Source organism: Eubacterium sp. LMAG:50 (genome assembly GCF_008680265.1).
GTDB classification, from domain to species: Bacteria; Bacillota; Clostridia; order Lachnospirales; family Lachnospiraceae; genus Eubacterium_U; species Eubacterium_U album.
Genome location: NZ_NALP01000006.1, coordinates 421,468 through 440,623 on the forward strand (window position 1 = coordinate 421,468; position 19,156 = coordinate 440,623).

18 protein-coding genes and 1 other annotated feature (1 of these 19 cut by a window edge) are annotated in these 19,156 nt (G+C 32.1%); of the genes, 1 reads left to right on the top strand and 17 read right to left on the bottom strand.

Annotated elements, in window-relative coordinates:
• Nucleotides 1-30: 30 nt before the first annotated feature.
• From gdhA to spoVAD, 3 genes are all read right to left on the bottom strand, one after another.
• Nucleotides 31-1,365 carry an NADP-specific glutamate dehydrogenase gene (gene gdhA / locus CCC31_RS04680; protein WP_022088331.1) on the bottom strand — a complete coding sequence of 445 codons (1,335 nt, stop codon included), beginning with the start codon at nt 1,363-1,365 and terminating at the stop codon, nt 31-33.
• A 350-nt stretch (nt 1,366-1,715) separates the two neighbouring features.
• Nucleotides 1,716-2,069, bottom strand: coding sequence for a SpoVA/SpoVAEb family sporulation membrane protein (locus CCC31_RS04685; RefSeq protein ID WP_022088330.1), 354 nt, complete (start codon nt 2,067-2,069; stop codon nt 1,716-1,718).
• A gap of 53 nt (nt 2,070-2,122) precedes the next feature.
• Nucleotides 2,123-3,133 (bottom strand): stage V sporulation protein AD, encoded by a 1,011-nt coding sequence (gene spoVAD / locus CCC31_RS04690; RefSeq protein WP_022088329.1) that lies wholly within the window; start codon nt 3,131-3,133, stop codon nt 2,123-2,125.
• A gap of 325 nt (nt 3,134-3,458) precedes the next feature.
• Between spoVAD and putP the strand changes: the two genes are divergently transcribed.
• Nucleotides 3,459-5,000: a sodium/proline symporter PutP gene (gene putP / locus CCC31_RS04695; protein WP_118565465.1), complete on the top strand. Its 1,542-nt coding sequence runs from the start codon at nt 3,459-3,461 to the stop codon at nt 4,998-5,000.
• 118 nt (nt 5,001-5,118) lie between these two features.
• Here putP and CCC31_RS04700 read toward each other — a convergent pair whose 3' ends face one another.
• The 14 genes from CCC31_RS04700 to CCC31_RS04765 all read right to left on the bottom strand — a co-directional run bounded on the left by CCC31_RS04700 (nt 5,119) and on the right by CCC31_RS04765 (nt 18,928).
• On the bottom strand, nt 5,119-5,943 hold the full coding sequence (locus CCC31_RS04700) for a Cof-type HAD-IIB family hydrolase (protein ID WP_022088327.1): 825 nt from the start codon (nt 5,941-5,943) through the stop codon (nt 5,119-5,121).
• A 150-nt stretch (nt 5,944-6,093) separates the two neighbouring features.
• A complete protein-coding gene (locus CCC31_RS04705; protein WP_260978707.1) occupies nt 6,094-7,056 on the bottom strand; it encodes an FAD-dependent oxidoreductase in 963 nt (320 codons plus the stop codon).
• Nucleotides 7,057-7,211: 155 nt separating this feature from the next.
• Nucleotides 7,212-9,230: an LTA synthase family protein gene (locus tag CCC31_RS04710; protein ID WP_290849977.1), complete on the bottom strand. Its 2,019-nt coding sequence runs from the start codon at nt 9,228-9,230 to the stop codon at nt 7,212-7,214.
• Between the two features lie 301 nt (nt 9,231-9,531).
• Entirely contained in the window at nt 9,532-10,068 is a 537-nt protein-coding gene (gene rbr / locus CCC31_RS04715) for a rubrerythrin (RefSeq protein ID WP_022088324.1), read from the bottom strand.
• A gap of 26 nt (nt 10,069-10,094) precedes the next feature.
• Entirely contained in the window at nt 10,095-10,490 is a 396-nt protein-coding gene (locus CCC31_RS04720; protein WP_158574515.1) for a DUF2752 domain-containing protein, read from the bottom strand.
• Nucleotides 10,491-10,766: 276 nt separating this feature from the next.
• A complete protein-coding gene (locus tag CCC31_RS04725) occupies nt 10,767-11,291 on the bottom strand; it encodes a SpoVA/SpoVAEb family sporulation membrane protein (protein WP_290849979.1) in 525 nt (174 codons plus the stop codon).
• A gap of 81 nt (nt 11,292-11,372) precedes the next feature.
• Nucleotides 11,373-11,801 (bottom strand): stage V sporulation protein AB, encoded by a 429-nt coding sequence (locus CCC31_RS04730; protein ID WP_158562653.1) that lies wholly within the window; start codon nt 11,799-11,801, stop codon nt 11,373-11,375.
• 36 nt (nt 11,802-11,837) lie between these two features.
• On the bottom strand, nt 11,838-12,464 hold the full coding sequence (locus CCC31_RS04735; protein ID WP_290849982.1) for a stage V sporulation protein AA: 627 nt from the start codon (nt 12,462-12,464) through the stop codon (nt 11,838-11,840).
• 419 nt (nt 12,465-12,883) lie between these two features.
• Nucleotides 12,884-13,600 (bottom strand): SigF/SigG family RNA polymerase sporulation sigma factor, encoded by a 717-nt coding sequence (locus CCC31_RS04740; protein WP_117909688.1) that lies wholly within the window; start codon nt 13,598-13,600, stop codon nt 12,884-12,886.
• Nucleotides 13,578-14,087 carry an anti-sigma F factor gene (gene spoIIAB, locus CCC31_RS04745; protein WP_022088318.1) on the bottom strand — a complete coding sequence of 170 codons (510 nt, stop codon included), beginning with the start codon at nt 14,085-14,087 and terminating at the stop codon, nt 13,578-13,580. Before spoIIAB ends, CCC31_RS04740 begins: the two co-directional genes overlap by 23 nt.
• A 10-nt stretch (nt 14,088-14,097) precedes the next feature.
• Entirely contained in the window at nt 14,098-14,430 is a 333-nt protein-coding gene (locus tag CCC31_RS04750) for an anti-sigma factor antagonist (protein WP_022088317.1), read from the bottom strand.
• Between the two features lie 107 nt (nt 14,431-14,537).
• A complete protein-coding gene (locus CCC31_RS04755) occupies nt 14,538-15,989 on the bottom strand; it encodes a tetratricopeptide repeat protein (protein ID WP_117909689.1) in 1,452 nt (483 codons plus the stop codon).
• 65 nt (nt 15,990-16,054) lie between these two features.
• Nucleotides 16,055-16,204: a hypothetical protein gene (locus CCC31_RS04760; RefSeq protein ID WP_022088315.1), complete on the bottom strand. Its 150-nt coding sequence runs from the start codon at nt 16,202-16,204 to the stop codon at nt 16,055-16,057.
• Nucleotides 16,205-16,288: 84 nt separating this feature from the next.
• Nucleotides 16,289-18,928: a valine--tRNA ligase gene (locus CCC31_RS04765; protein WP_118565470.1), complete on the bottom strand. Its 2,640-nt coding sequence runs from the start codon at nt 18,926-18,928 to the stop codon at nt 16,289-16,291.
• Between the two features lie 117 nt (nt 18,929-19,045).
• Nucleotides 19,046-19,156: a binding site (T-box leader), on the bottom strand (it continues 97 nt past the right edge of the window).

Here is a 19,156-nt window from a genome sequence, read left to right on the forward strand (position 1 = left end):
TCAATTATTGCATTATAATGTGTTTTCTAATTAGCAAACACCCTGTGCTTCCATAGCTTCTGCAACCTTTTCAAATCCGGCAATGTTAGCACCCACTACGTAGTTACCTTCAAATCCGTATCTCTTAGCTGCATTACTGATGTTATGGTAAATGTTAACCATGATTGTCTGTAATTTAGCGTCAACTTCTTCAAATGTCCATGAAAGTCTTTCGCTGTTCTGTGACATTTCAAGAGCTGATGTAGCAACACCACCTGCATTAGCAGCCTTACCACCAACGAACCAAACTCCGTTTTCCTGTAAGTATTCTGTTGCATCAATTGTTGTAGGCATGTTAGCGCCTTCACAAACTGCCTTACATCCATTAGCTACTAACTGTTTAGCATCATCGATAAGTAATTCGTTCTGTGTAGCGCATGGAAGAGCGATATCACATTTAATCTGCCATACTCCACGTCCTTCATGATATTCAGCTGAAGGTCTTGCAGCAGCATATTCTGTAAGTCTTGCTCTCTTAACTTCTTTAACTTCTTTAAGAAGGTCTACATCGATTCCTTCAGGATCATAAATCCAACCTGTTGAATCTGAACATGTAACAACCTTAGCACCCATCTGATGAGCTTTCTGAATAGCATAGATAGCAACGTTACCAGCACCTGAAACAACTACTGTCTTGCCTTCCATACTTTCGCCATGGTCTTTCATTAATTCCTGTGTTAAGTAAAGTAATCCGTATCCTGTAGCTTCTGTTCTTGCTAAAGAACCACCGTATGTAAGTCCCTTACCTGTAAGAACACCTTCGTATAATCCACGGATTCTCTTATACTGACCGAACATGTATCCGATTTCTCTTGCACCTGTTCCGATATCACCTGCTGGTACGTCAGTGTCAGCACCGATATACTTGCAAAGTTCTGTCATAAAGCTCTGGCAGAATGCCATAACTTCTCTATCTGATTTTCCCTTAGGATCGAAATCAGAACCACCTTTACCACCACCGATTGGAAGGCCTGTAAGTGAATTCTTGAAAATCTGTTCGAAACCTAAGAATTTAATAATACCAATATTTACTGATGGGTGAAGTCTTAAACCACCCTTGTATGGTCCAATAGCTGAGTTAAACTGTACTCTGTAACCTGTGTTAACCTGTACCTGTCCCTTATCATCAACCCAAGGAACTCTGAACTTAAACTGTCTTTCCGGTTCACAAATTCTTTCAAGTAAAGCTTCTCTTCTATACTTTTCCTCGTTTGCATCAATTACAGGTCTAAGTGAATTTAATACTTCTTCAACTGCCTGTAAAAATTCTGGTTCACTAGCATTCTTTTCTTTAACCTTTGCTAATACCTCGTCTACATATGACATTTTGTAGTCCTCCTTAATATATTTTTACTTAATCCTTGTAAATGCGTCAAAATTTATCTTCCGATGCCATTCACATGACTACAATTATATTATATAGACTTTATTTTTTCAACTATTCTTCTGTTCTTTATTTAATAAATTAAGTAATGATTGATAATTTTAAGCACAAATTAAGTTCTATCCTTTATTTTCAACGTTTAAACTTAATAATCAAAAGTATTGACTTTTTTTAATGTAGTCAGCACCTCATTTTATCCGTCTGTTTGTTAATTTATTAACATTTTCCTTTATAAAATAAACATTTATTTTATGTTTTTTATACATTAAATAAATCATAAATATATTTATTTCTATTGCATTTTTGATTTAAAGAACCATGAACCAACATAGCTCAATATTAATGCTGCCGATATACCAATGGCACTTGCGGTAAATCCTCCTTCAAATATTCCAATTAGTCCATCCTTGTCTATATGTTCTGCCATTCCCTTCCATAAGTTATTTCCAAATCCAATAAGAGGTACACTTGCCCCTGCTCCTGCCCAATCAATTAAAGGCTGATATAAACCAAAGAAACCAAGTATAGTACCTAAAACTACTAATAAAACCATAACCCTTCCCGGTAACAATTTTGTTTTATCCAGTAAAATCTGAACTAATGCACAAATTATTCCGCCTATTAAAAAACTTTTTAAAAATATCATTTTTTCTCACTTTCTAACCTAATTTTCGTTTTACAATTTCATTTTCTAAATCATTACACACTTTCAATCACTACAAGATGAGCAATTCCCGGAACAGACTTTCCCTGATTAAAGCTTATAGGTGACATCAAAGCACCCGTTGGGATAAATAAAATTTTCTTCCACGCTTTTTTCTTCAGTTGTTTAAATACATAACTTGTAAGTACTGTCGCAGAACATCCGCATCCACTTCCTCCTGAATGAGTATCCTGATTTTCTTTATCAAACATTTCAATTCCACAATCCATATGCACTTTCGAAATATCTATTCCCTTTCGTTTCAGCAAATCAATTAGTATCGCCTGCCCTACATATCCTAAATCACCTGTTATTATTTTGTCATAATCATCAGGAGCGGTTCCAAAATCATTTAAATGATTATAAATAACATCTGCTGCCGCCGGAGCCATACATGCCCCCATATTCTGGGCATCCTTCACTCCATAGTCAATTATCTTTCCCGTTGTTACTCCTGTAATTCTTGCAAATCCTTTTCTTTTTGTAACTATTGCCGCTCCACACCCTGTAACAGTCCATGTTGCCGAAAATGGTCTTTGATTTCCATATTCTAATGGAAATCTAAATTGTCTCTCTGCGCTTCCAAAATGACTTGACGCCATGGCTATTACATTTTCTCCATAACCTGCTGCAACCATCATTGCTGCCAGACTTAATCCTTCGCCCATAGTTGAACATGCACCATATAGTCCCATAAATGGGATTTCATAATCCATTATTCCAAATGTGGTTGCTATTAACTGTCCTAACAAATCACCTGCAAAAATATATCTTATATCCTCTTTTTTTAATCCTGATTTTAACAACAGTTTTTGCACGGTTTCTTTTTGCAGTAAACTTTCTGCTTCTTCCCAGCTTTTACTTCCAAGCATTGGATCCTGCTCAATCACATCAAATAATTTTCCAAGTGGGCCTTCTCCTTCTTTAGGTCCAACTACAGATGCTCCCTCAAAAATATATGGGGCTTCCGCAAATTTAACACTTTGCTTTCCTATCATTTCTCCCATAATATTGATTTCCTCCCGATTTCATTAATTTTTCTATAATTAGTATTTGCATTGTAATATTTTATTATTCACTTTATTTTGTTTATAAAATTGCTTATTTGTAGATTTTTGTTGATAATTTCTTATTTTTTTCATAAAATAGTAGAATATATGCGTTTATTTACGGCATTTTTATTGCTTATGAAAATTTACGATTATACTTTACTTATGATTTCTGATTTTCTAGCGAATAACAAATGAAATAAACCAAATTATAGTAAATTTATTTTTGCACGAATATTAGTCTAATTCGTGTGGTTCTAATTTTGAACAGTAAGGAGGAAAAATGACTACATCTGAAATTGGCATTCTTATTGCCATTATTGGCTATATGATAGGAATGATTTGTATAGGTTTTTACTATACAAAAAAGAGCCGAACAACACATGACTTTTATCTTGGGGGTAGAAAGCTTGGTCCTTTTGTTACAGCAATGAGTGCCGAAGCTTCTGACATGAGCAGCTGGTTACTTATGGGATTGCCCGGAGTTGCTTACTTTACAGGCGTAGCTGATGCTTTTTGGACAGCTGCCGGACTTGCAATAGGTACATATGTTAACTGGTTAATTGTTGCTAAAAGAATCAGACATTACTCATATGTTTCAAGGAATTCTATTACTTTACCTGACTTCTTTGCAAACAGATACAGAGATAATTCAAATATTTTAAAATTTATTTCCGCAACTATTATAATTATTTTCTTTGTTCCATATACAGCTTCAGGTTTTGCTGCCTGTGGAAAATTATTTAACCGTTTATTCGGAATTGATTATATGACAGCCATGATTTTTAGTGCTATCGTTATTGTAGCTTACACTTCACTTGGTGGTTTCTTAGCTGCAAGTACAACTGACTTAATCCAGAGTATTATTATGTCCATAGCACTTGCAATCGTCCTTTTCTATGGAGTTAATTCTGTAGGCGGAATGGATGTTGTATATTCAAATGTAAAAGATTTATCAGGATATTTAAGTTTAACTCATTTATATGATGCAACAACAAATTCAGCAACAAATTATGGATTCTTGTCAATTGCATCTACTCTTGCCTGGGGATTAGGATATTTTGGTATGCCTCATATCTTATTGAGATTTATGGCTATTGAAGATTCAAGAAAACTTACTTTATCAAGAAGAATTGCAACAATCTGGGTTGTTATTTCAATGGCTATTGCAGTATCAATTGGTATAATAGGATACAGCATGTCTATAAATGGAATTGTTCCAAGTTTTGGTTCTTCCTCAGAAGCTGAAACAATTATCGTACAGATTGCTCACCATTTAAGCAATAACGGACTTTTATTTGCAATAGTTGCAGGATTGATTCTTGCCGGAATACTTGCATCAACAATGTCAACATCTGATTCACAGTTACTTGCTGCTTCATCAAGTGTTACTGAAAATCTTATTGGTGGTGTATTTAATATTAAATTATCTGCAAAAGCAAACATTATTGTTGCCCGTATTTCAGTTATTGCAATCTCAATAATTGCAGTTTTCCTTGCAAGTAATCCTAACAGTTCTGTATTTCAGATTGTTTCATTTGCATGGGCGGGATTTGGTGCAACATTTGGTCCTGTTGTTTTATTCTCATTATTCTGGAAGCGTTCAAATAAATATGGTGCTATTGCCGGAATGATTTCAGGTGGAATTATGGTATTTGTATGGAAATTTCTTGTTAGACCTATCGGTGGTTCATGGAATATTTACGAATTATTACCTGCATTTATTATCGCCTCACTATTCATTGTTGTTGTAAGTTTACTTACTCCTGAACCTGAGCAGGAAATTTACGATGAATTTGACAAAGTAAAGAGAATGACAAATTAATATCGGCTAATTTTAATTAGATGCGATTTACTATTTAATAAAAAAACGACTTTATTTGTAAGCTTTATAAGCTTCAATATAAAGTCGTTTTTTTCTGTTTATAAACTAAATTTAATAATTATACTGCCTTCTTTTCATTGAAGATAAACTTTTCAATTACATGTACAATTCCATCATCATCGTTTGATTTTGTAACATAATCTGCACTTTCTTTTACAATTTCCTGTGCATTTTCCATTGCAACACCAATTCCGGCATACTTAATCATTGATAAATCATTGAATCCATCACCACAGCATATTGTATTCTCTTTATTAAGTCCTAACATATTTACAAGAACATCTAAAGTTGCTGCTTTATCTACATTCTGTGGCATTATCTCAACGAAAAACGGTTCTGAACGATATATACTCAATTCATTTCCATACATTTCATTAAGCTTATTTTCTACTTCCAATGCTTTTTCAGGTTCTGCTGTCATAAGACATTTATTTACATTAAAGTTTACATAGTCCGGGAATGGAGCTACGTCTTTAATTCTTATACCATTAATCTTAGCTTCATGCTCCATATATTTATCATGACGTGTTCCTGTAACTACACATTCATCTTCATAAGTAACTAATCCAACATTATTTTCTTTTGCAAAATCATATAATATTCTAATATATTTTGCCGGTAATACCTGCTGGTATACAACTTCATTTGTTCTCCAGCTTGTTATCTTAGCTCCATTGTAAGATAATACAAATCCACCATAAACATCAAGTTCTAATTCATCTGCTATATCTATTATTCCTGCTGTTGGTCTTCCCGATGCTATAACAACTATGTGTCCATTTTTCTGCAACTTAATTATTGCTTCCTTTGTCTTAGATGTAATTTCCTTCTTACTGTTTGTAAGTGTTCCATCAATATCTAACACTAACATTTTTCTTTCCATTAAGTTTTCTCTCCTAATACATCAATTTCTGCTAAACAGTTGATTTTTCTTATATCTTGTATTCTATTAGTTTTAGCCTTTGTACTTTTGCATTCTATGTATTCTAGTACATAAAATTCATTTTGTAAACTTATTTTACTAAATTTTTCATTATTTTAATAAAATGGTTTCAATTATTTTTGCTGCTACTACTCCATCACTTGCAGATGTAATGACCTGCCGTATTTTTTTATGTGTAACATCACCTACTGCGTATATCCCATTAACTGACGTTTTTTTATCATCATCGACATAAATATAGTTATTTTCATCACGCTTAACACTTTTAGGAGCAATTTTACTTTCAGGTTCATAACCCACAAAAACAAATACACCATAACCTTCGTTATCTTCAAATTCCTTTGTATTTTTATTATTGTTTTCGTATTCTATATCTCCTATAGTTTCTTCATTGTATTCCGCTTCACTTTTAATTATTCCAACTCTCTGTACAAAATCATTTCCTGATACTTTTTCTATTTTAGAATTATAGAATACCTGTATTTTAGAATTGTCATTCAATTCTTTAACAATTGCTCCACTACAGGAAAGTTCATTTTTTCTTACTATCAAATTAACTTTTGATGCAAATTGTGCTAAAAATATACTTTCCTGACATGCAGAATATCCTGCTCCTACAACAAATACTTCTTTTTTCTCAAAAAATCTTCCATCGCATGTTGCACAATAAGACACTCCTTTTCCTATAAACTCTTCTTCGCCCTCAAAACCTGCCTTTTTGGGTGCTGCGCCTGTAGCTATAATTATTGCCCTACATTCTATTTTTCTCTTATCAGTAATAACAATTTTCTTATCATTTTCATCAATTATTTCTTTGGCAACTTCAAAAGAAAATTCTCCTCCATATCTTTCTCCCTGTTCATGAATACTGTCTGCCAAATCTTTTCCTGATATTTCATAAATTCCGGGATAATTCTTTACTTTTTGCGTAAGGGCAATTTGTCCTCCATAGCCTGATTTTTCCAATAATACCGCCTTAACCTTAGCTCTTGCCAAGTAAAGAGCTGCCGAAAGTCCTGCCGGTCCTCCACCAATAATTACTACATCATACATAAAAAACACCTCCATGTTTATTTTTTACCTGAAAGTAAAATAATATACATGAAGGTATCTTTCATATTACAATCCACTTTATAAAAATTCTATATTTGATTTCAAAGTATTAACATAAATAATATTCAATATACTTTTATATTTTTCGATGCATTTTATTTATTATCATTTATTTTGAAAAACTCATCTACCAAATGTTTCTTATCAAATACATTATTGTATTCAGAATAACAATAGTCCATTATTTTATCATAATATGGCGAAGATTTATCAAATGTGTGATAATATTTTCCGTCAGCTCCTATATATCCTCCGGCAGTAATTATTGGAATATCTTTTCTGATTTCGTTTACCATCTGTTGATATCCGCTCATAGAATTTCCTGCAAGTTCATCTACCATTGTTCCCATATAATTTGCACTTATCTTTACATCCGTTTGTTCCTCTATATCGTAATTTGCCCATATTACAAATGGAGTATTATACTTTTCAAACATTTTATATTCATCACCTAATGAAAATCCTTTTTCAACATTTTCATAAAAATGATTATTTAGCTTTGGCTGATGGTCACCAAACATTATAATCATTGTAGGTTCATCTACATTTGAAAAATATTCAACTAATTTTTTAAAAGCGTCATCTGATGCTTTCACCAGATTAAGATAAATATTTACATCATCACCATAATCTTTAATAGTTGATATGTCATCGGATAAATTGTCCCATTTTCTATCATAACTACTGTGATTTTGCATTGTCACATCAAATAAGAAAAATGGTTTTTTATCCTTTTTTCTATTTTGCTCGTATACTTCAATTATTTTATCAAAATTTCCTTCATCAGAAACATGATTTCTTATAACTTTAGCGTTATTAAATTCCGGTAAATCATAAAATTTATCAAATCCCAAAAGAGGATATACTTTGTTTCGCTTATATCCACTTCCCTTATACGGATGCATGGCCACCATTCCACCATAGCCTTGTGCTCTTAAAGTTGTAGCTAAAGAGGATGTTTTTCTGTTTATATAAGTCACATATGGAGTTGAACCTTTTGGCATAAATGCCATACTATTTGAAGTAAGCGCTTCATACTCTGTTTTTGATGTTCCACCTCCAAATATAGAAACAAACAAATCACCTTTTACTGTATTTTCAGTTAATCCATGTATAAATGGCATATAATCTTCATTTGTTTCGATATCTGATATTGATGAAAAATCTGCAAGTGCTTCATTCATAATCATTATAATATTAGGCTTTTTACCATTGCCTTTTATTCCGGGATATTGTGCTGAAATCTGTTCAACCTTATCTTCAGAATATCCTTCCGGTTTATGCCCCTTTATGTATCTGATACTATGTGTAAAGGTCAGATAATCCCCATATTTTCTGTAACTTTCCTGTGGTTTAAACATTTTAATTTTTAATGAATTATCAAATCTGCTACTCTGTATAAATAAAGAGAAACCACAAACAACTGCTAAGATTGCTATTCCTACTGAAATAAGTCTTTTCTTTTCCTTGAATAAATTATGCCTGTCTAATTTCAAAACATAAATGCTCAATACATATGTTAATATAACAAATAAATAACATCTGTAGCTCATCCTGTAATTATAATTTCCAGCCACATTTGCTGCTGTTGTTGCTGAAAAAATATCAACGGCTAAAACCGCTGTACCTCTAAATTTTATTACATAATAGTAAACCAGACCAAATACAACTGATATTATGTTTATTCCAATTATTGATGCTTTAAAGCTATTTGTAATAGCAAATATTATTAATACTATTATTGATATAATTATCAGATTAGTCATTATCTTATTTATCGAGAAATCCAATATTCTATGATGTGATGTATATTCTAACATAACAAAATTATAAGGAACCGATAAAATTACAAATAGAAATGAGGCTATTGTATTATATTTTTGTGGGATTTTGTCTTTGATTAATATTCCTATACTTCCTACAATAAAAAGAAATGTAATAATAACAATCCTTGATGGAATAAATCTATGTCTAAGATACATTAAATTCTGCTTCCAAAAGGCAATATAAATTATGCACATTATAATCCATAATATTACATCTGCTATTAACTGTTTTTTATCTCTTTGAAATTTATTTTTAATATTTAAGTTTCCGTTACTCATTTTATACATTGTTGTCGCTCCTAATTATTACAATTTATTTATAACTCTAATATCTGATGTCGGTGTTCCGAGTTTTTTCACCCACTTATAATCAAACTCATGTTGGATTATACCTTTTGATTTTGCTATCATATTATATCAATATAAGATTAAGTAAATTTTATGTAAATTCTTAAGATTTACTTTCTTTTTTATTACAGAAAAATATTCCGGAGCGAAAATAAAACTCTCCTAAATAAAAATTCCAAAATGCTTTTCTTATGTTCACTTTAAAATTTTTGTTTTCGGAGAGTCTTTTAATTATTTTTATTTAATAATTTTCAGCTTTTACCTGGAAATATGACTGTGGGTGTGCACATACAGGACAAACTTCAGGAGCCTGTTTTCCAATACATATATGTCCACAATTGCTACACTGCCAGATTGTATCACCATCTTTTGAAAATACTAAACCTTTTTCAACATTTTCCAACAATTTCTTGTATCTTTCTTCATGTTCTTTTTCAATTGCTGCAACGCCTTCAAATAAAGTTGCTATTTCGTCAAATCCTTCTTCTCTGGCTTCTTTTGCAAATGTTGCATACATATCGGTCCATTCGTAGTTTTCACCTGCTGCCGCATCTGCTAAATTTTCTGCAGTAGTTCCAATTCCACCTTTTAATAATTTAAACCATATTTTTGCATGCTCTTTTTCATTTGCTGCAGTTTCTTCAAAAATATTGGCAATCTGAACATATCCTTCTTTTCTTGCTTTTGAAGCATAATAAGTATACTTATTTCTTGCCTCTGATTCTCCTGCAAATGCTGCTAATAAATTTTCTTCTGTCTTTGATCCTTTTAATTCCATTATGTAACCTCCTGTAAATTTAAATATTAAATCGGAAAACCTGCAGGTGTATAGTAAATCATTCTAATGATGTAATACACTATGGTTAGTCCGCAACATACAATCCAATAATAATCCATATATTTATATTTCTTTTCAAGTATATATCTTTGCACAAACATCATTGCAATTCCAATATCCCAAATGACAGCTGCTGCATTATAATGCATTGCAGCTTTAAAATGCCCTGTAAGAAGTGAAATACTGCCTCTGGTAAGTCCACATCCCGGACATGATATTTTAAATAATATCTTACTTGGACATATATCATTAAATATCAAAGATGTGATAAAAATGTAAATTATCACGCAACTTATAAGCGGATAATACTTTTTTATATCCTTAAAAATATTGTTAATTATTTTTTTTATTTCATTAATCACATTTATCGTCATTACTTTGTATTTTTCAAGTTAATTTCTTATTCTGTTTATACTATTAAAATAAGAATTTAACTCTCAACTCATTCTATATTTTCTATCTTTATTTTTCTTCTGATTACTAGTTTTATTGTAACACAATTTACCTAAAAAATGTCTTGTAAAATGTCTTTTTATTCTATAATATATCATTTTTATTTTATTATCAGTTAAAATCTAAACGCTTATTTTCTTTATTTCAACTGTTCTCTATTTTTGACTCAATTACTTTTATTATTATCACCATACTAAATTAATAATCCAATATATGATTCCTAATACCCAGCTGCTAAAAATTCCGTATAGAATAACCGGTCCTGCTATAGTAAATATTTTACATCCAATACCAAAGACCTGACCCTCTGCACCGAATTCTGTTGCCGATGATGCCACACCATTTGCAAATCCAGTAATCGGCACTAACGCACCTGCTCCACCAAATTTTCCAATCTTAGGATAAATATTGAGACCTGTTAATATTACACTTTCCGCTATCAATACAACCGTTGTCCAATTGACTGCCTGTTCTTTGTCCATTCCAAAGTATTTAAATAATTCAATCCAAACCTGCCCCATAAGACAAATTAATCCACCTGTAATAAACGCTTTTAGCATATTTTTCCATAATGGAAATGAAGGTGTTATATTTTCAACATATTGATTATACTCTTCTTTTGTTATATTTTCATTCCCAACACATTTGTCACTGCTATTATTTTTAAACTCTTTCTCATCATTTATATTTACTGTTTTGTCTCCACTCATTTTTCTTCTCCATCTACAATTTATTTTAATTACGTCGTTCTACTACTGTAATATATCAGACTAATTTACGTTCCATCAGCTTTAATTCATACTAAAAAAATAAATTAAAGCTCCAACTCCTTTTCCCAGAGCCACACTTAACACAATAAAGCTCAATCCTACTGCTAACTTCATTCTTCTTGCAAATATAGCTGTCGCATTTAACGCCTCGGCCAGAGAAATTGCCAAACATCCTACGAATATCCCATGACACAAACCTATTAATGCTAATAATTGATTTCCTAGTTTCATTCCCTCATAATTTAGTTCAAACACCCAGAATATATTAAATAGAATTGCACCAAAAGCAACTGCATTTTCATATTGTCTTACATATTTTGCAGTATGTGTCTTTTCAGCAAATCTTGTCATTACGCCTGTAGTCGTTATAAGTGCAAAAACTCCCGCTGCTATTATTCCACCACCTGCAAGTCCTATTATTGATAAAATTATTATTTGTACAATACTCATGAATTTCTCCATATTCTACATTTTATTTTCAGGACTTTATTTTAAATCCAGTTTTCCATCTTCTCTGTTATGCCCATCAACTAGTGCATCATTTATTTCATTTTCATATTTTCTCATTTCTGTTTCTATTGGAGTTGGATCTTTAGTAATTTTCTTTGGTCCAAAATGATTGTAAAATACTGTTATTCCCGCTGCCAAACCTATGGCATAAGTAAGTTCTAAAATTTTTGCTCCACCAACTGTATCTTCGCTAATCTGTCCACTTATCTGCAAAAACATTTGGTCTATAGACACGTCATTATTGAATGACATAATAGAAAATCCTGCTCCGAAAAATAATAAAATACATATAATACCTGTCTTTAATATTTCTAATGGTTTACATGAAGTATTTGATTTTTTAAATTCTACAATACAATCTGTTTCTCCTATATTTGATATATCAACATTCTGAAATTTTTCATCTATTATTTCTATTATTTTCATAATCGAAATAACATATCTGTTACCTAATTCAGGCTTATCTGCTAATATTTTTATTGGTTTTATATTATTAACTATATTCTTATTTTTAGATTCTATTTTTGCTATATCCCCTATTGTCACCTTCTCATGAGTTACTTCCACACTTCTGTCCATTTTTATATAAACTGTATCACTCATTACATTTTCTGCCTTTCACTTGATTAACACTTATTATGTACATTTTTTGTAATTTTATTATTTTTTAATAATTAATACTAAAAAATTATGGTTTAAAAATAAGGATAATCGAATTTTTTTTAGTACACTCCTAACTTAACCTCAACTAGATTAGTTTCTCAAAAGCTTCGATTATCCAATTTCTTTCCAGCCTATTGCTTCATTAGTAAAAAAAGCAGATGGATTCTTATTCCTTTTTATTCTTAAGGAATATCTTTCATCTGCCTTTCATCATTTTACAACATTATACTTTTTTCATTAATCTGTAATATTATAATCTTTCATTAATTTCTTCTGATATTCAATATCTTTAGTAGCCCTATCTAAATCTTCATACCTTTTACTATCTAATAAAATTTTAGTTAGCTTGGTAAATGCTTCTAGCTTTGCCTCTCCAGCCTTGCTTTCGTTAAAATTCTTTTCTCCAGCCTCGATACCTGAACTTGTGATATTCCCAGTTGCTCTCCTACATCTTTTTGTGACATATTTGAAAAATATCGCATTTTTATTAATCGGCGCTCGTTGTCTGTCATTTCATTTAATATTTGTGAAATCATTACTTTATTTATTGCTTCCTCTTCGCAGCCTTCCTCATTTTTTAATTTATCCATTAAATATATTTCATTTCCATCATTTTGGTATATTGTCTGATGCAGTGATTCAACTTCCATTGACGAATCTATTGCCATCGATATTTCTTCCTCACTCACTTCCAACTTACTAGCAAGTTCACTTATAGTTGCATCCCTTCCAAGCTCATTTTTAATTCTTTCATTTTCCTGATATGCTTTATACGCCAGTTCTTTTAACGCCCTGCTTACTTTTATAAGTCCGTCATCTCTTAAGAACCTTTTTATTTCACCGGCTATCATAGGTACTGCATATGTAGAAAACTTAACATCGTATTGCATATCAAAGTTATCTACTGATTTAATTAACCCGATGCATCCTATCTGAAATAAATCCTCTGCCTCATATCCTCTATTTGTAAATCTTTTTACAATGCTCCATATAAGTCCTGTATTTTCAAGAATTAATTTATCCCTAGCCATCTTATCACCTGCATGAGCCTGTTTAATCAGCGTTATTGCATCCATTATTTCCCTTCTTTTCAATTCTTTTTAGTTCTTTTGTCATTGTCACGCTTGTTCCTATGTACGGCTTAGACCACACGTCTACCGTATCCATAAATAATTGCATAAATGCAAATCCCATTCCGGCACGGTCATTCTCCGGTTTAGATGTATACATAGGCTCCATTGCTTTTTCTATATCATCTATTCCTGTTCCATCATCTCTTACAATGATTGTTATTAACGATATATGTAAAATTTCATCTTCTTTTTCAATTATTGTTTCTCTTAAATGGCATTTAATTTCTACGATTCCTTTTTTATCTCTATATCCATGTATTATTGAATTCGTAACTGCCTCAGAAACAGCTGTTTTTATATCATTTATCTCCTCTAAAGTAGGGTCAATTTTTGTTAAAAAGGATGCTACACCCATTCTTGCTAAAGACTCATTCTCAGACACGCTATCCATTTCTAACTTCATATTATTTTCAAATATTTTCTTTACCATTTGTCTCCTCCTAAATATTTACAGTCAGACTTGAAGCTTCTGATTTTTTGCAAATTTTATATAGTCCTGAAATAGAAAAAATTCTATCTATTGTATCATTTATATTTAACACGGTAATTTCCCCACATGCCTTCTTTACAAGTTTGTATCTGCCTAAAATGACCCCTATTCCTGAACTATCCATAAACGTGGTTCTTTTAAAATTAAATATTACATTTTTTAACTGATTAGCTAATATATACCAATCGCACTGTTCCATTATCATTCTTGAATTGTGATGGTCTAATTCCTCCGGCAAAAATACAATTAAATTTTCACCTCTTATTTCATATAAAACTTCCATAAAACCTCCATTTGAAAATTATTTTTATACAACAAAAGAAAAAGCCATTGCATTTATCGCAATAGCTTTTTCTTTTGTATCTTATATTCTTATATTTAATTGTACTCTTATTCTTCAGAAGTTGTAGTTTCATCACTTGATGTTGTAGTATCATCAACTCCTGCCTGAGTCTTTGCTGTTGTGTAATTCTTAGAGTTAGGGAATTTGTCCACTATCTCCTTGAAATATTTTTTAGCATTCTTTTCATCACCGTTATTTTTATATGACCATGCTAAATAGTAATAAGCATCATCATTATTAGAATCAGCTTCTATTGCCTTAAGGAAATTAGTAATGGCGGCAGAATAATCTTTTTTATTTAATGCTTCCATTCCGGCATCATAACTTGTTTCTGCTACTCTTGATGCAATCTTACTGTTCAAAGTATTATATACTTCAGTAAATGCTGATGAGTTCATTTCCAAAGATGTATCAACCTTTAAAATACTTTTAGCACTGGCATCATAATCGCTCTTTAAGTAACTTGCAACCGCTGATAATAACTGAGTATAATTCTTACTTAAAGTATTGTCTGTATCTGTATATTCACCAAGCCTTGCTGCCAAATCTTCCTTTTCAGCTGTTAAAGTATCTACACTCTTTTGTAACTCTGAAATAGAAGAATCCTTAATCGCAATTTTTTGATTGTAATCAACTTTTACCTGTGATATCTGATCACTAACAGTTGATACTCTTGCCGGTGTTACAATGAAAAATACCAAAGCTGCACCTAACAAAACACCCATAACTATATGAATTATACTCTGAGCACTTGAAGTTGCTTCTTTAAAATTATTCTTTGGAATTATAACATCATCACCACTTAAATATGGTCTGTCTATCATAGTTCCACGAAGATCCATTCTACGTTTTCTTCTACGTTCAGGATTATTTTTCTTTTCATCTTCTAAATAATTTGTAATTTCTCTTAAGTATCTTACACAAAGTGGATTACACTTATCAATCTTTAAAGCTTTCTTTGTTGCTTTTCTGGCTCTTTCGTACTCACCATGTTTCATGTAAAGTACGGCTAACAACTGATATCCTTTTATAAGGTTTGGATTCTGATTCAAAACCTTCTTCAGCTGAATAATAGCCATATCATCTGTTCCATCTTTTGCATATTCTAATGCAATATTAAATTTCTTAATTGTATGGTTTAATTCATCAATTTTGCCCTTATCGGCCTGAATTGCCGCCATATATTTATCTGCTGCATTATTGTCCGGCTGAAGGTTCATGCTCATTACCCATTCCGAAAAAGCCTGAACTGTTTCACCCATTTCAAAATAAACAAGGCCTAAAAGGTTTCTTGCATCAGTATTTCTTTTGTTTAATTTTACACTTCTTCTTAAGGCATCTGCTGCACCTGACAAATCTCTGTTAAGTGCCTTTGTAAGCCCCATGTTGTAATAAGTGTTTGACAACTTCACAATCTTTTTATATATGCTGACATCCATACCACAATGACTGCAATAATCACTATTTGTAAGGACATTACCACAGTTAAAGCATATCATATTATTTCTCCATCTATGTTGCCCTCAGTCTAAGCCATACACATATGTTATATGGCTAAAACGACTTACTGGTTATTAGTTCCTTTTAATCCATTTACCATTTCAATCATAATATCAGTTATATCTGACACATCGTTATTGTATATGGCATCTTCAGCTTCTTCAATTTCAAGACTTGGATGAAATTTCTTAATTTCTTCATCAAAATTAATCATTCTGATTCCTCCTTTTTAACCTGATACAGTTTATTGGTGAATATAAATTTATACCACCATAAACTGTAATCAAACCTGCCACAATTATTTCTTTAAGTTTTCTAACTGTGACTGAACCTGCTTCATCATTTCCTGATATTTAGCCTGTTTTTCTTTTTCTTCATTAATCTTCTTTTCAGGTGCCTTACTTACGAAGTTAGGATTTGCAAGCATTCCATTAACTCTTGCTAATTCCTTATTTAATCTTTTTACTTCTTTTTCAAGACGTTCTATTTCTTTTGCAATATCAACTAATTCTGCAAATGGCATATATACAATTGCTTTGTGAAGAACTACTGATACGGCATCATCATCAATGCCTGTCTTATCAGCCTGAATAATTACTTCACTTGCATGACCAAGTGTTGCAAAGAATACTTTACCATTTTCAAATATATTTCTTGTAACTTCATCATCTGATACAACAAATACTTTTGCTTTCTTGCTTGGTTTAACATTCATTTCAGCTCTTGTATTTCTAATACCACGAACTGCTTCTTTAATTAATTCTACTGCATTTTCTTCATTAGCGAAAGCATATTCTTCTGTGTATACAGGCCATGATGAAATCATAATTGATTCTTCTTCATCCTGAATTGTACAGAATATTTCTTCTGTTACAAATGGCATATATGGATGAAGCATCTTTAATGCATCAATTAACACTTTCTTTAATGTCCAAAGTGCTGCATATCTTGTGTCATCTGTTTCACTGTATAGTCTAGGTTTAACCATTTCAATATACCAGTCACAGAATTCTTCCCAGATAAATTCGTAAATCTTATCTGCAGCAATACCAAGTTCGTATTTTTCCATGTTATCTGTTACGTCTTTTACTAATGTATTTAACTTAGATAAAATCCACTTATCAGCATCTGTAAGCTGTTCAGGTTTATTATTTAAATCAATACCTTCTTCAGGCATGTTCATCATAATAAATCTTGAAGCATTCCATACTTTGTTAGCAAAGTTTCTGCTTGCCTCTACTCTTTCCCAATAGAAACGCATATCATTTCCGGGAGCATTACCTGTAATTAATGTAAATCTAAGAGCATCTGCACCATATTTATCAATTACTTCAAGCGGGTCAATTCCGTTTCCAAGAGACTTACTCATCTTACGTCCCTGTGAATCTCTTACAAGGCCGTGAATAAGTACTGTATCAAATGGAACTTTTCCTGTATGTTCAAGCCCTGAGAACATCATTCTGATTACCCAGAAGAAAATAATATCATATCCTGTTACAAGAACATTTGTAGGATAGAAATAATCCATCTCTTCTGTATTATCAGGCCATCCGAGTGTTGAAAAAGGCCATAATGCTGATGAGAACCATGTATCAAGTGTATCAGGGTCCTGTCTCATTTCTTTACCACACTTAGGACATACTGCATGGTTATCCTTTGTTACAACCATTTCTCCACAGTCATCGCAATAAAATGCAGGAATTCTATGACCCCACCATAACTGACGTGAAATACACCAGTCACGAATATTTTCTAACCAATGGTAATAAGTTTTGTCAAAATGAGGTGGTACAAACTTTGTATCTCCATTCTTAACTGCTTCAATTGCTGGTTTTGCAATTTCTTCCATCTTAACAAACCACTGTTTTGATACTCTTGGTTCAATTGTAGTATGGCATCTGTAACATGTACCTACATTATGTTCATGATCTTCAATCTTAACAAGATATCCTTCTTTATCCAAATCTTCAACAATTGCTTTTCTTGCTTCATATCTGTCCATACCTGCGTATTTTGGATAATCATCAACAATCTTAGCATCATCTGTTAAGACATTAATTACAGGAAGATTGTGTCTAAGGCCTACTTCAAAGTCATTAGGATCATGTGCCGGTGTAATCTTAACAACACCTGTACCAAAGTCAATACCTACATAATCATCTGCTACAATAGGAATCTCTCTTCCAACTAAAGGAAGTGTAAGAGTCTTTCCTACTAAATGCTTATATCTGTCATCATTTGGATTAACTGCTACTGCTGTATCACCAAGTAATGTTTCAGGTCTTGTTGTAGCAAGCTGAATATATCCTGAACCATCTGTTAAAGGATATCTTAAATGCCAGAATTTTCCTGCCTGATCTTCATATTCTACTTCTGCATCTGAAATAGAAGTAAGACAATGTGGACACCAGTTAATGATTCTTTCACCACGGTAAATCTGTCCCTTATTATATAAATTTACAAATACTTCTTTTACAGCCTTTGAACAGCCTTCATCCATTGTAAATCTTTCTCTGTCCCAGTCACATGATGAACCGATTTTTTTAAGCTGTGAAACAATACGTCCACCATACTGTGCTTTCCACTGCCATGCTCTGTCTAAGAATTTTTCTCTTCCTAAATCTTCCTTTGTAATTCCTTCTTCGCGCATCTTTTCAACAATCTTAGCTTCTGTTGCAATTGATGCATGGTCAGTTCCAGGAAGCCATAATGCTTCATATCCCTGCATTCTCTTAAAACGTGTAAGTATATCCTGCATTGTGTTATCAAGGGCATGTCCCATATGAAGCTGCCCTGTAATATTTGGTGGTGGCATAACGATTGTAAATGGTTTCTTACTTCTGTCTACTTCTGCATGAAAGTATTTCTTTTCCTGCCATTTTTCATATAATCTGTCTTCAATATCGGCAGGATTATAGTTCTTTTCTAATTCCTTCATTGTGTACTCCTTTAAAATAATTTGTAATCCAGTCTGCAAATTATCATCCTTATGAACGGAAAAAGACAGCTTTAAAATGCTGTCTCTTTTGTATGTTTAAATCCACAGACATTTTCCTAAAAGGGCGAATATCCGCGGTACCACCTTTTGTTTTACTTATCATATCCTTAACGGGGACGAATCGTCATCAGCTACTGATAGTTTTTAACTGTTCACTGATGCTGCTCC